The sequence below is a fragment of the Blastococcus saxobsidens genome (genome assembly GCF_010682065.1).
Classification (GTDB): domain Bacteria; phylum Actinomycetota; class Actinomycetes; order Mycobacteriales; family Geodermatophilaceae; genus Blastococcus; species Blastococcus saxobsidens_B.
On the sequence record NZ_JAAGWG010000006.1, the window covers coordinates 225,031 to 238,001 of the forward strand.

11 protein-coding genes are annotated in these 12,971 nt (G+C 73.5%); 3 read left to right on the forward strand and 8 right to left on the reverse strand.

What is annotated here, in order from left to right:
* Positions 1–149: 149 nt before the first annotated feature.
* From whiA to GCU60_RS05285, 5 genes are all read right to left on the reverse strand, one after another.
* Entirely contained in the window at positions 150–1,130 is a 981-nt protein-coding gene (whiA, locus tag GCU60_RS05265; protein WP_163202876.1) for a DNA-binding protein WhiA, read from the reverse strand.
* Positions 1,131–1,255: 125 nt separating this feature from the next.
* Positions 1,256–2,224, reverse strand: coding sequence for a uridine diphosphate-N-acetylglucosamine-binding protein YvcK (locus GCU60_RS05270; protein WP_163202878.1), 969 nt, complete (start codon positions 2,222–2,224; stop codon positions 1,256–1,258).
* Positions 2,224–3,162 (reverse strand): RNase adapter RapZ, encoded by a 939-nt coding sequence (gene rapZ / locus GCU60_RS05275; protein WP_163202880.1) that lies wholly within the window; start codon positions 3,160–3,162, stop codon positions 2,224–2,226. The genes GCU60_RS05270 and rapZ overlap by 1 nt, the downstream gene beginning before the upstream one ends.
* Positions 3,159–5,189, reverse strand: coding sequence for an excinuclease ABC subunit UvrC (gene uvrC, locus GCU60_RS05280; RefSeq protein ID WP_163202882.1), 2,031 nt, complete (start codon positions 5,187–5,189; stop codon positions 3,159–3,161). Before uvrC ends, rapZ begins: the two co-directional genes overlap by 4 nt.
* A 146-nt stretch (positions 5,190–5,335) precedes the next feature.
* Positions 5,336–5,641 carry a hypothetical protein gene (locus GCU60_RS05285; RefSeq protein WP_163202885.1) on the reverse strand — a complete coding sequence of 102 codons (306 nt, stop codon included), beginning with the start codon at positions 5,639–5,641 and terminating at the stop codon, positions 5,336–5,338.
* Between the two features lie 351 nt (positions 5,642–5,992).
* Between GCU60_RS05285 and GCU60_RS05290 the strand changes: the two genes are divergently transcribed.
* Together GCU60_RS05290 and GCU60_RS21490 are read left to right on the forward strand one after the other, a co-directional pair.
* Entirely contained in the window at positions 5,993–6,802 is an 810-nt protein-coding gene (locus GCU60_RS05290; RefSeq protein WP_163202887.1) for an alpha/beta fold hydrolase, read from the forward strand.
* Positions 6,795–7,370 carry a WHG domain-containing protein gene (locus GCU60_RS21490; protein WP_163202889.1) on the forward strand — a complete coding sequence of 192 codons (576 nt, stop codon included), beginning with the start codon at positions 6,795–6,797 and terminating at the stop codon, positions 7,368–7,370. The genes GCU60_RS05290 and GCU60_RS21490 overlap by 8 nt, the downstream gene beginning before the upstream one ends.
* Before the next feature lie 19 nt (positions 7,371–7,389).
* On the opposite strand, the gene uvrA is transcribed toward GCU60_RS21490, so the two are convergent.
* Positions 7,390–10,287, reverse strand: a complete 2,898-nt coding sequence (uvrA, locus tag GCU60_RS05300) for an excinuclease ABC subunit UvrA (RefSeq protein ID WP_163202891.1) — start codon at positions 10,285–10,287, stop codon at positions 7,390–7,392.
* Between the two features lie 151 nt (positions 10,288–10,438).
* A complete protein-coding gene (locus GCU60_RS05305) occupies positions 10,439–11,878 on the reverse strand; it encodes an amidase (RefSeq protein WP_163202893.1) in 1,440 nt (479 codons plus the stop codon).
* A 47-nt stretch (positions 11,879–11,925) separates the two neighbouring features.
* On the opposite strand from GCU60_RS05305, the gene GCU60_RS05310 reads away from it, so the two are divergent.
* On the forward strand, positions 11,926–12,594 hold the full coding sequence (locus GCU60_RS05310) for an MBL fold metallo-hydrolase (RefSeq protein ID WP_163202895.1): 669 nt from the start codon (positions 11,926–11,928) through the stop codon (positions 12,592–12,594).
* A gap of 6 nt (positions 12,595–12,600) precedes the next feature.
* Here the strand turns inward: GCU60_RS05310 and GCU60_RS05315 are convergent, their stop codons facing one another.
* Positions 12,601–12,885, reverse strand: a complete 285-nt coding sequence (locus GCU60_RS05315) for a hypothetical protein (RefSeq protein WP_163202897.1) — start codon at positions 12,883–12,885, stop codon at positions 12,601–12,603.
* Positions 12,886–12,971 lie beyond the last annotated feature (86 nt).

The window sequence follows — 12,971 nt, forward strand, 5'->3', positions numbered from 1 at the left end:
GGGCCGGCCCGGGACGACGAGATCGCCGAACCGCACGGCTCCGCGGCGGGAGCCGTGTGGATCGGCGATCTCAGGTGACGGGATGGAACGGCCACGCTCAGGGACCCGCGCCGAGCGTGCGAGGCGTGGGGGGAAGCGTGGTCCTTCTACTACTGGGCGAGCATGTCGTCGGTGACGACGGACTCCGTGTCCGGGATGCCGAGGTCCTTGGCCCGCTTGTCCGCCATCGCCAGGAGACGCCGTATGCGGCCGGCGACGGCGTCCTTGGTCATGGGCGGGTCGGCGCGCTGGCCGAGCTCCTCCAGGGACGCCTGACCGAACTCCAGTCGCAGCCGACCGGCGACGAGCAGGTGCTCCGGGGCGTCCTGGCCCAGGATCTCCAGGGCCCGCTCCACGCGCGCGCTCGCCGCGACGGCGGCCCGGGCGGAGCGGCGCAGGTTCGCGTCGTCGAAGTTGGCCAGCCGGTTGGCGGTCGCGCGGACCTCGCGGCGCATGCGCCGCTCCTCCCACGCCAGGACGGCGTCGTGCGCCCCCATCCGCGTCAGCAGCGCGCTGATCGCGTCACCGTCGCGGACGACCACTCGGTCCGCGCCGCGCACCTCGCGGGCCTTGGCGGCGATGCCCAGGCGGCGGGCCGCCCCTACGAGCGCCATGGCGGCCTCCGGGCCGGGGCAGGTGACCTCCAGCGACGAGGACCGGCCCGGCTCCGTGAGCGAGCCGTGCGCCAGGAAGGCCCCGCGCCAGGCGGCCTCGGCGTCGTTCAGGCTGCCGGAGACCACGGCCGGCGGCAGTCCCCGCACCGGCCGGCCGCGCTGGTCGACCAGGCCGGTCTGACGGGCCAGCCCCTCGCCGTGCTTGGCGATGCGGACCAGGTAGCGCACGCCGCGGCGGATGTTGCCGCCGGCGAGCACGCTGACGCCGCTGGTGTAGCCGTAGACCTCGCTGATGTCCCGGCGCAACCGTCGGGCCACCGACCCGGTGTCGAGCTCCGCCTCGATGACCACCCGGCCCCCGACGATGTGCAGGCCGCCGGAGAACCGCAGCAGCGCGGTCACCTCGGCCTTCCGCTCGGAGGTCTTCGTGCACTCCACCCGGGAGAGCTCGTCCTTCACCATGGCGGTCATCGCCATGCTGTCCACCCCCACGTCGCGCCGGGACGTTCCGTGACCGGCATTCGGGTCAGCGCCATGTACGCCGTCCCCTTCCCCCTCGTGCGGTTCTGCCTACCGTTACCCGGTCGGCCACTTCTACTCGTTCAGCGCGCCCCGACCACCGACGCCAGCGCGGCCGACAGGCGTTCCGGGTCGTGCCGCGGCGCGCCGTCCGGCTCGGCCACCGGCGCCAGCAGGAGCTCGGCACCGCAGCTACGGACCGCGTTCAGCAGACCACGGCGGTCAACAACCGATTCAGCATCGGCGATCACGCTGTGCAACGCCACTCCGTCCATGTGGGCCAGGAGCACGTTGAGATGTTCCTCCGGGGAGAAACCGTCCGTCTCACCGGGTTGCGGTTCCAGGTTCAGCACCACCACGACGCGGGCCTGCGACTCGGCCAGGGCCGCGCGCAGCCGGGGCACGAGCAGGTGCGGCAGCACCGAGGTGTACCAGGACCCCGGGCCGAGCGAGACGACGTCGGCCTGGGCGATGGCCTCCAGCACCGCCGGGTGCACGACGGGGTCGGCCGGCGCGACGCGGATGTCGCGCACCCGCCCCGGGCTGGCCGCGATCGCGACCTGGCCGCGGATGGTGCGCACCCGCGCCGGGTCGTCCCGGTCGACGGTCTCGACCCGGGCGACCAGGTCGAGCGGTTCGTCGGCCATCGGCAGCACCCGGCCCTGCGCGCCGATCAGCGCGCAGAGCTCGTCGAGCGCGCGGACGGTGTCGCCGCCGTGCATCTCGGCCAGTCCGGTCAGGAGCAGGTTCCCCACCGGGTGCCCGGCCAGGACGCCGCTGCCGCCGAAGCGGTGCTGGAACAACGCCGCCAGCGTCTGCTCGCGCTCCTCGTCACCGGCCAGGGCGGCCAGGGCCATCCGGAGATCGCCGGGCGGCAGCACGGGCATCTCCCGGCGGATCCGCCCGGACGAGCCGCCGTCGTCGGCGACGGTCACCACGGCCGTCAGCTGCCCGGTGATCCGCCGCCAGGCCGCCAGGGCAGCGGCCAGTCCGTGCCCGCCGCCGAACGCCACCACCCGGGGCTGCTGCCCCGCCACCGGCACGCGGGCCACTACTCGCGACCCAGGTCGCGGTGCCGCGCCACGGCGGCGACGCCCTCGGCGCCCAGCCGGCGCGCGAACTCCTCGGCGATCGCCACGCTGCGGTGCTTGCCGCCGGTGCAGCCGACCGCGAGCGTCAGGTACCGCTTCCCCTCGCGCCGGTAGCCCGGGACGAGCAGCCGCAGCACGTCGACGTAGCGGTCGAGGAACTCCTCGGCACCCTGCTGGCCCAGCACGTAGTCGCGGACGTCGGCGTCGCGCCCGGTGTGCGAGCGCAGCTCCGGGACCCAGTGCGGGTTGGGCAGGAACCGGGCGTCCACCACCAGGTCGGCGTCCAGCGGCAGGCCGTACTTGAACCCGAAGCTCATCACCGTCGCGGTCAGCGGCGGCGTGCGCCCCTCCCGGGCGAACGCGTTCTCCAGCGTCGCGCGCAGCTGGTGGACGTTGAGGTCGCTGGTGTCCACCCAGAGGTCCGCCTCGCCCGCGATGCCGGTGAGCAGCGTGCGCTCGGCCGTGATGCCGTCGATGAGCGTGCCGTTGCCCTGCAGCGGGTGCTCGCGGCGGTTGGACTCGTAGCGGCGGACCAGGACCTCGTCGCGGGCGTGCACGTAGACCACCCGCGGCCGGTGCCCGGCGCCGGAGAGCACCTTGATGGCCTCCTGCAGGTCGCTGGAGAAGGCGCGGCTGCGGACGTCGACGACGGCCGCGAAGCGGCGCAGGTCGCCGCGGGCGCCCAGCTCGACCATGGGCAGCAGCAGGGCCGGCGGGAGGTTGTCGACGACGTACCAGCCGAGGTCCTCCAGCACGCGGCCCGCGCTGTTCTTGCCCGCGCCGGAGAGCCCGGTGACCACCACGACCTCCAGCGGCGGCGTCTCGGTCGTCGTCGGGTCCAGCGCCGGGGAGACGTCGTTCTGCCGACCGACCGCGGCGCCCTCGGTGCCGGTGGTCACGAGGCCACCCGCCCGATCTCCGCGGCGTCACCCGAGCCGGGTCGTGGGGCGCCCTGCTCGGCGGGCCCCTGCGGCGCCAGGACCGTCTCGCCCGGCTCGCCGCCCTCCGGCGTCCCGGCCGGCTCGGCGATCGCCGCCTGCACGGCCTCCGCCGTCCGCCGGCCGATGCCCGGCACCGCCATGAGTTCCTCGACCGTGGCCGCACGCAGCCGCTTGAGGGATCCGAACTGCTTCATCAGCGCCTTCCGCCGGGCCTCACCCAGGCCCGGGACGTCGTCGAGGAGGGATACCAGCATGCTCGTGGACCGCTTCTGCCGGTGATAGGTGATGGCGAAGCGGTGCGCCTCGTCGCGCACCCGCTGCAGCAGGTAGAGCGCCTCGGAGGTGCGCGGCAGGATCACCGGGTCGCTCTCGCCCGGGAGCCACACCTCCTCCATGCGCTTGGCCAGGCCGCAGACCGCGACGTCGACGACGCCCAGCTCGTCGAGGGACCGCGCCGCGGCGGCGACCTGCGGCGCCCCACCGTCGACGACCAGCAGGTTCGGCGGGTAGGCGAACCGGCGCGGCCGGCCCTCCTCGGCCGCGACGCCCTGCTCGTCCTTCCGGTCGGCCTCGTCCTTGAGGTGCCGGGCGAACCGGCGGCGGACGACCTCGGCCATCGCCGCGGTGTCATCGGTGCCGTTTGCGACGGCGAACCGGCGGTAGTCGGACTTCTTCGCCAGGCCGTCCTCGAACACGACCATGCTGGCCACCACGTTGGTGCCCTGCACGTGGCTGATGTCGATGCACTCGATCCGCAGCGGGGCGTCGGGCAGCTCCAGCGCCTCCTGCAGCTCCGACAGCGCCAGGGAGCGCGCGGTGAGGTCGCTGGCGCGCTTGACCCGGTGCCGGGCGAACGCCTCCTTGGCGTTCCGCTCGACGGTCTCCATCAGGCTGCGCTTGTCGCCGCGCTGCGGGACGCGCAGGGACACCCGACCGCCGCGCAGCTCCTCGAGCAGCTCCACGTAGACGTCGGCGTCCTCGGGCAGCTCCGGGACGAGCACCTCGCGGGGCACGGCCTCCCCCGCCTCCCCGACGCCGGTCTGCTCGTCGACGCCGCCGTACACCTGGAGGAGGAACTGCTCGACCAGCTGCCCGGTGCTGACCTCCTCGACCTTGTCGATGACCCAGCCGCGCTGGCCGCGCACCCGGCCGCCGCGCACGTGGAAGACCTGGACGGCGGCCTCGAGCTCGTCCTGGGCGAAGGCCACCACGTCGGCGTCCGTGCCGTCGCCCAGGACCACCGCCTGCTTCTCCATCGCGCGCTTCAGGGCGCCGAGGTCGTCGCGCAGCCGGGCAGCCTTCTCGTACTCCATCGCCTCCGCGGCCTCGGCCATCTCCCGCTCGAGGCGCTTCGTCATCGAGTCGGTCCGGCCGGCCATGAAGTCGCAGAAGTCGTCGACGATCTGCCGGTGCTCCTCGGCGCTGACCCGCTCCACGCAGGGCGCGGCGCACTTGCCGATGTAGCCGAGCAGGCAGGGCCGGCCGATCTGCCCGGCCCGCTTGAAGACGCCGTTGGAGCAGGTCCGCGCCGGGAAGACGCGGGTCAGCGTGTCGAGGGTCTCGCGGATGGCCCAGGCGTGGGCGTAGGGCCCGAAGTACCGGACGCCCTTCTTCTTCGGGCCGCGCATGACCTGCAGCCGCGGGAACTCCTCGTTGACCGTGACCGCCAGCGAGGGGTAGCTCTTGTCGTCGCGGTAGCGGACGTTGAACCGCGGGTCGAACTCCTTGATCCAGTTGTACTCGAGCTGGAGGGCCTCGACCTCGGTGCCGACGACGGTCCACTCGACGCTCGCCGCCGTCGTCACCATCTGGCGGGTGCGGGGGTGCAGCCCCGCGACGTCGGCGAAATAGCTGTTCAGCCGCTGCCGGAGGCTCTTGGCCTTGCCGACGTAGATGACCCGGCCGTTCGGGTCGCGGAACCGGTAGACCCCGGGGGTCTCGGGGATCGAGCCGACCGCGGGGCGGTACGTGGACGGATCGGCCATGTCCCCACACTAGGTCGCGGGTGCGACACGCCGTCAGCGGCCGCACCCGTCCGTCCCACCCGTCACAGGCGCCGCCGGTGGGAGCCGGACATGCCACCGGAGCGGGGCCCGAGGGCCTCGCTCCGGGTGGTGCTCGGTCGAGCGGTTCAGCCCACCGGCTGCGACCGGCGGACGGCGACGGTCGGCACGCGCGCGGCGACCGCCGACGCGCCGCGGGTCGCCAGGCGGGCCACCCTGCGGGACAGCGCCACTGCCGCCAGCAACCCGACCGGGACGGCGACGAAGTCGAAGGCGTCGGCCACCACGTCCTTCGTCACCACCACCAGGGAGAGGCCGAGGAGGGCGACCAGGACGACGGCGGAGAGGATTCCCGAACCCCGGGACCCTTTGCCCTGCCACGGCTGGCCGCAGTGGGCCATGTCCGGGTCGCAGTCGGGCGTGAGTGCGCTCATCGCGGCCTCCTCGTGGAGTGCAGGCAGCACCCCGGTGACGTCGGTCACACAGAGGGTACGCCTCCAGTGACATCTCTCACAACCCCCTGGCCGACGGCGCCGGCCGCACGGTCGACCTGCGCCGGACTCCACGTCCGGGGCCAGGGCCGGGTCGAGCGTCACCACGGTCACCGACGACGCCCAGGCGACGCCGACCCGCCGGCCGACCAGGGCCCGGCCGGCGCACGAGAGGCAGACCCCTCACCCCGGGCAGGGACCCCGCTGCACCGCCCCCGGGCGAGGGATTGACCGCTCTGGCTAACTCCGTTAGCTTTGCGGCTGTCAGCAGTAGCCAGCGTGGATGGGGTCAGCATGGACACGACGCAGTACCTGGAGCGCCCCGAAGGCCGGATCGCCTACGAGGTGGCCGGGGAGGGCCCGCTCGTCGTCTGCCTGCCCGGGATGGGCGATCTCCGCAGCGCGTACCGATTCACGGTCCCGGCGCTCTTCGCGGCGGGTCACCGGGTCGCCACCGTGGACCTCCGCGGGCACGGCGACAGCGACGCGACGTTCACCCGCTACGACGACGTGGCGGCCGGCGAGGACGTGCTCACCCTGATCGAGAACCTGGGCGGACCGGCCATCGTGGTGGGGAACTCCATGGGGGCCGGGGCCGCGGTGTGGGCCGCTGCCGAGCGGCCGGAGCTGGTGCGCGGGCTGGCCCTGGTCGGCCCGTTCGTGCGCAACCCGCCGATCGGTGCGCTGATGCGGGGCCTGGTCCGCGTGCTCCTGGCCCGCCCGTGGGCACGCCCGGTCTGGGGGCTGTACTACCCCTCGCTCTCCCCCGGGCGGAAGCCGGACGACTTCGCCGCCCACCGCCGGGCGATCGCCGACAGCATGCGGCGTCCCGGCCGGACCCGGGCCTTCGCGGCGACGACCCGGACCGATCACACCCCGGCGGAGGAGCGACTGCCGCAGGTGCGGCAACCGGTCCTCGTCGTCATGGGTGCCTCCGACCCCGACTTCGCCGACCCGGCGGCGGAGGCGCAATGGATCGCCGACCGGCTGCGCGCCGACGTCCTGCTCGTGCCCGACGCCGGGCACTATCCCCAGGCGGACGCGCCGGAGCTGGTCAACCCGCGCCTGGTCGACTTCTGCCGGTCGGTGGTCGCCGGTGCCTAGGGCCGGGCTGACGCCCGAGCGGGTCGCGAGGGAGGCTGCGGACGTCGCCGACGAGCTGGGCTTCGACCGGCTCACCCTGGCCGCCGTCGCCCAACGGCTGGGTGTGCGGCTGCCCAGCCTCTACAAGCACATCGACTCCCTGGACGGGCTCCGCCGGGACGTCGCCGTCCTGGGCACGGTCCAGCTGACGCAGGCGATCACCGACGCCGCCGTGGGGCGCTCCGGGGAGGCGGCCCTGCACGCCCTGGCCACGGCCTACCGGGACTTCGCCCGCGGCCACCCAGGCCGGTACGCGGCCTCGGTGCGCGCACCGGACCCCGGCGACGCCGAGCACGTGAAGGCGGCCGACGCCGCCCTGCGGATCGTGCTCGCCGTCCTCGCCGGCTACGGCCTGACCGGCGAGGACGCGATCGACGCCACCCGCTCGCTGCGGGCGGCGCTGCACGGGTTCGTGACCCTGGAGGCGGCCGGCGGCTTCGGGATGCCCCGGGACGTCGACCGGTCGTTCGACCGGTTCCTGACGTCGTTCGACACCACCGTGCGGAACTGGTCGGGGCGCACGCGCTGAGCCCGCGCCCCGACCTCCGTCAGCTCGCCTTCTTGCGGGTCCGCTTCTTCACCGGACCGGCCGCGGCCGCGGCGATCGCGTCGGTGTCGAGCATCGGCACCAGATACCGGCCGGTGTGGCTCTCCTGCACCGTGGCCACGAACTCCGGCGGGCCCTCCGCGACGACGGAGCCGCCGCGGAAGCCGCCCTCCGGCCCCATGTCGATCAGCCAGTCGGCGCTCTTGATCACGTCGAGGTTGTGCTCGATGACGATGACCGAGTTGCCCTTCTCGACCAGCCCCTGGAGCACGATCAGCAGCTTCCTGATGTCCTCGAAGTGCAGACCGGTGGTCGGCTCGTCGAGGACGTAGATGCTGCGGCCGTTCGAGCGCTTCTGCAGCTCGCTGGCTAGCTTCACCCGCTGCGCCTCGCCACCGGAGAGGGTGGTGGCCGGCTGACCCAGCCGTACGTACCCCAGCCCGACCTCGGTGAGGGTGCGCAGGTACCGGGCGATCGCCGGGATGGCGGCGAAGAAGTCCGCGGCCTCCTCGATCGGCATGTCGAGGATCTCCGACACCGTCTTGCCCTTGTAGTGCACCTCGAGGGTCTCGCGGTTGAACCGGGCGCCCTTGCACACCTCGCACGGCACGTAGACGTCGGGCAGGAAGTTCATCTCGATCTTCAGCGTGCCGTCGCCGGAGCACGCCTCGCAGCGGCCGCCCTTGACGTTGAAGGAGAACCGCCCGGGCAGGTAGCCGCGCATCTTCGCCTCGGTCGTGCTGGCGAACAGCTTGCGGACGTGGTCCCAGACGCCGGTGTAGGTGGCCGGGTTGGACCGCGGGGTGCGGCCGATCGGTGACTGGTCGACGTGCACCACCTTGTCCAGGTGCTCCAGGCCGGTGATGGTGCGGTGCCGGCCCGGCACCTGCCGCGCCCGGTTCAGCTGGTTGGCCAGCGTCGTGTAGAGGATGTCGTTGACCAGCGTCGACTTGCCCGACCCCGACACCCCGGTGACCGCCACCAGGCAACCGAGCGGGAACGTCACGTCGATGCCGCGCAGGTTGTTCTCACGGGCACCCTTGACGACCAGCTCCCGCCCCGGCTCCGGCGCGCGCCGCTTTTCCGGGACGGCGATGACCTTCCGGCCGGAGAGGTAGGCGCCGGTCAGCGACCGCTCGCTGGCCAGCAGCTGCTCCACCGTGCCGCTGACGACGACCTCGCCGCCGTGCTCGCCGGCACCCGGCCCGATGTCGACCACCCAGTCCGCGACCTTGATGGTGTCCTCGTCGTGCTCGACGACGATGAGGGTGTTGCCCATGTCGCGCAACCGCACGAGGGTCTCGATGAGCCGGGTGTTGTCGCGCTGGTGCAGGCCGATCGACGGCTCGTCCAGCACGTAGAGGACCCCCACGAGGCCGGAGCCGATCTGGGTGGCCAGCCGGATGCGCTGCGCCTCGCCACCGGCCAGGGTGGCGGCGGGCCGCTCGAGGGAGAGGTAGTCCAGGCCGACGTCGACCAGGAAGGACAGCCGGGCCTGGATCTCGCGGAGGACCTGGTCGGCGATGGCCTTCTCCCGCTCGCCCAGTTCGAGGGCGCCCAGCCACTGCGACGCCTCGCCGATCGACAGACTGGTGACCTCGGCGATGGACCGGCCGCTCATCTTGACGGCGAGGATCTCGGGCTTGAGCCGCGTCCCGTGGCAGACGGCGCACGGGACGTCGCGCATGTAGCCCTCGTACTTGTCGCGCATGTACTCGCTGTCGGTGTCGTCGTGGCGGCGCTCCAGGAACGGGAGCACCCCCTCGAAGGCGGCGTAGTAGCTGCGCTCGCGGCCGTAGCGGTTCTTGTAGCGGACGTGCACCTGGTCGGGCGAGCCGTGCAGGATCGCCTTCTGCACCTTGGCCGGCAGCCGCTCCCACGGCTCGTCCATCGAGAAGCCGATCTGCTGGGACAGGCCGGTGAGCAGCCGGGTGAAGTACTCGTTGCTCATCGAGCTCGACCAGGGCGCGATCGCCCCCTGGCCGAGGCTCTTTCCGGGGTCGGGCACGACGAGCTCGGGGTCGACCTCCTTGCGGGTGCCGATGCCGGTGCACTCCGGGCAGGCGCCGAACGGGGAGTTGAAGGAGAAGGAGCGGGGCTCGAGCGCCTCGAAGGACAGCCCGTCGTCGACGCAGGCGAGGTGCTCGGAGAAGGTGCGCTCGCGGTGCGGGTCGTCCTCGGGGAGGTCGACGAACTCCAGGACGACGAGACCCCCGGCGAGGCCGAGCGCCGTCTCCACCGAGTCGGTGAGCCGGCGCTTGGCGCTCTCCTTCACCGTGAGGCGGTCGACGATGACCTCGATGCTGTGCTTCTCCTGCTTCTTCAGCGTCGGGGGTTCGGTGAGCGGGTGCACCGTCCCGTCGACGCGGACGCGGGAGAAGCCCTGCGTCTGCAGGGAGCTGAACAGGTCGACGTACTCGCCCTTGCGGGCCCGGACGACCGGGGCGAGCACCTGGAAGCGGGTGCCCTCCTCCATGGCCAGCACCTGGTCGACGATCTGCTGCGGGGTCTGCCTGGAGATGGGCTTCCCGCAGTTCGGGCAGTGCGGCTGCCCGGCGCGCGCGTAGAGCAGACGCAGGTAGTCGTAGATCTCGGTGATCGTGCCGACGGTCGAGCGAGGGTTGCGATTGGTCGCCTTCTGGTCGATCGACACCGCGGGTGACAGTCCCTCGATGAAGTCCACGTCGGGCTTGTCCATCTGGCCGAGGAACTGCCGGGCGTAGGCCGACAGCGACTCCACGTACCGGCGCTGCCCCTCGGCGAAGATCGTGTCGAACGCCAGACTGGACTTGCCCGAGCCGGAGAGCCCCGTGAAGACGATGAGCGCGTCACGGGGGAGGTCGATGGTGACGTTCTTGAGGTTGTGCTCACGGGCGCCGCGGACGACGAGCCGGTCCATGTGATCCCTGTCGGTCGCTGGGTGGATATCGCGGTGGTGCGGGGCGGCGGCCGTGGCGCGGTCGCGGTCGGTGGGTACAACGCCGGGCCGTTCCGCGAACGTCCGCCGGGCAACTGTGACCTGCGCCCGGGCGGTGTGCCGGGCGGTGGTCTCAGCCGGCCGCCGGGGAGGTGGGGTCGAAGACGGGGGCGTACCGGCGCCAGGGCAGCTGCCGCTCGAGTTCCCCGCTCAGCCAGAGTAGACGCGCCTCGGAGCCGGGCGGACCGACCAGCTGGACGGGTACCGGCGGCCCCGCCGGACGGCTCGCGGCCGGCAGCACGGCGGCCGGGATGCCGGCCAGGTTCCAGGCCGCGGTCCACGGCGCCCACCGCGCGTTCGCGGTGATGTTGGCCAGGAAGCCGCGCTCGTGCCACGGCCGCGCGGGCAGCGGCGGCCCGGTGGTCACCGGCGTCAGCAGCACGTCGACGTCGTCGAAGAAGCGGGTCATCCGCTCGCGGAACCGCTCCTGGGTGCGCGGCCGGACCAGCCCGAGCCGCCGGACGACCCGGCCGATGCGGGCGTGGGTGCGGCTGCGCGGCTGCAGCTCGGCTCGGTCGATGCCCAGGAACTCCGCGTCGTCCTCCGCGCCGGCCATCCAGCGGACGAGGGCGCCGGCGGCAGCCGCCGGCGTGATCGGCGGGTTCCGCCGCACGACGGTGTGCCCGGCCGCGCGGAGCTGGGCCACCACGGCGTCCACCGCGGCGCGGGTGGCGGCGTCGGCGCCCACCCCGGGGACCGGGGACCGGGTGCTGACCGCGATCCTCAGCGGGCGGCCCGGGCCGGCCGGCGGTGCCGGGTCCTCCCCCGCCAGCACCGCGTGCGCCACCGCCAGGTCGGCCACCGTGGTGGCGAGCGCGCCGTTGACGGCCATGCCCGACCAGTCGTCGGCCCCGATGCCGCCGGGCACCACTCCAGTGCCGGGCTTCAGGGTGACCAGCCCGCAGGCCGCCGCCGGCAGCCGCAGCGAGCCCATGCCGTCGTTGCCGTGCGCGATCGGGACGCCGCCCGCGGCCACCGCCGCGGCGCTCCCGCCGGAGCTGCCGGCGGGCGACAGGGCGGTGTCCCAGGGGTTGCGGCTGACCGTGCCGGGGCCGTCCGTGGCCGCGTAGAGGCAGAGCTCGGGGGCGCGGGTGATGCCGACGACGACGGCGCCGGCCTTGCGCAGCCGCGTGACCACCGGGTGGTCCCTGGACTCGGGACCGGCGGTGCGGGCGGGAGAACCGTCGGTGCAGGTCTCCCCCGCGACGGCGACGTTGTCCTTGATCGCGACCGGAACCCCGGCCAGCGGCAGGGCGAAACGGGTCAGGCTGGCGTCCACGGCCGCCGCCTCCAGCAGGGCGGCCTCCCGCCGGACCACGCGGAAGGCCCCGACCCGGGCGTCCACGGCCTCGATGTGGTCGAGGTGCGCGCGGACGACGTCGACCGCGGTGACCTCCCCGGCGCGCACCAGCGCGGCGATCTCCGTCGCGGGCAGACCCACCACGGACGCCGCCGACCGGGCCCCGCCCCCGGCGTCACCCTGAGCTGTGCCGACACCTCCGCTAGCGTCCATGCCTGGACCGTAACGGCGTCCGCCGACACTTTCCGAACGGAGTCCGGATGAGCACCGCGAAGTACACCGGCGAGGTCGAGGTCGGCGGGCCCGCCGACGTGCGGGAGCTGCCCGGACTCACGATCAGCAAGGTGGCCGTCAGCGAGATGGCCAACAACGCCTACCTGCTGCGCTGCACCGCGACCGGCGAGGCGCTGCTCGTCGACGCGGCCGCCGAGCCGGAGACCCTGCGCGCCCTCGTCGGCGACGTCGACCTGCGCACCGTCGTCACCACGCACGGGCACTGGGACCACCACCGCGCGCTGCCGGAGGTCGTGGCCGCCACCGGTGCGGTCACCGTCGCGCACCCCGCCGACGGTGCCGACCTCCCGGTACCGGTCCAGCGGCCCGTCGAGCACGGCGACACCGTCGCCGTCGGCGACCAGACGCTCGAGGTGGTGCACCTGCGCGGGCACACGCCCGGCAGCATCGCCCTCGTCTGGCGCGGGCCGGACGACGCCGGGGTGCACGTCTTCACCGGCGACAGCCTCTTCCCGGGAGGGGTCGGCAACACCCAGCAGGACGCCGCCCGGTTCGCCAGCCTGATCGACGACGTCGAGCAGCGGCTGTTCGCCGTCCTCCCCGACGAGACCTGGGTCTACCCGGGCCACGGCAAGGACACGACGATCGGCGCGGAGCGCCCGCACCTCGCGGAGTGGCGCGAGCGCGGCTGGTGAGCCTGCCTAGTCGTCCTCGGTGAAGAGGGCGACCAGCTCGTCGGCGGTGCCCGGCACGTGCAGCGGCAGCACCGACACCGTCCACTCCGGCTGCCGCTCGTCCACGCCGAGGGCGAGGTCCCAGGCGGCCCGCGGGGTCAGCGGCCCGAAGCAGGCGTCGTCGCCGTCCTCGCCGAGATCCACCTCGACCAGCCACTGGTCGGAGAGGTCGGCGGCGAGCTCCGCGTAGTCGGGAGCCGCGTCGTCGTCGGGCTCGGGGGTGTCCAGCCGGACCGGGTAGATGAGCGCCATCCTGCGCACGCTAGGTGTACTGACCACGGACGTTGGTGACGGCGGACGGCGTGGGTCGATGACATGAGGAAGACCTCCGAGTGAGG

Bases quoted from the DNA above. Each gene is read 5' to 3' on its own strand.
- GCU60_RS05315 (WP_163202897.1), bottom strand. From the start codon at position 12,885: ATGGCGCTCATCTACCCGGTCCGGCTGGACACCCCCGAGCCCGACGAC.
- uvrA (WP_163202891.1), bottom strand. From the start codon at position 10,287: ATGGACCGGCTCGTCGTCCGCGGCGCCCGTGAGCACAACCTCAAGAAC.
- GCU60_RS05285 (WP_163202885.1), bottom strand. From the start codon at position 5,641: ATGAGCGCACTCACGCCCGACTGCGACCCGGACATGGCCCACTGCGGC.
- uvrC (WP_163202882.1), bottom strand. From the start codon at position 5,189: ATGGCCGATCCGTCCACGTACCGCCCCGCGGTCGGCTCGATCCCCGAG.
- GCU60_RS05310 (WP_163202895.1), top strand. From the start codon at position 11,926: ATGAGCACCGCGAAGTACACCGGCGAGGTCGAGGTCGGCGGGCCCGCC.
- whiA (WP_163202876.1), bottom strand. From the start codon at position 1,130: ATGGCGATGACCGCCATGGTGAAGGACGAGCTCTCCCGGGTGGAGTGC.
- GCU60_RS05305 (WP_163202893.1), bottom strand. From the start codon at position 11,878: ATGGACGCTAGCGGAGGTGTCGGCACAGCTCAGGGTGACGCCGGGGGC.
- GCU60_RS05290 (WP_163202887.1), top strand. From the start codon at position 5,993: ATGGACACGACGCAGTACCTGGAGCGCCCCGAAGGCCGGATCGCCTAC.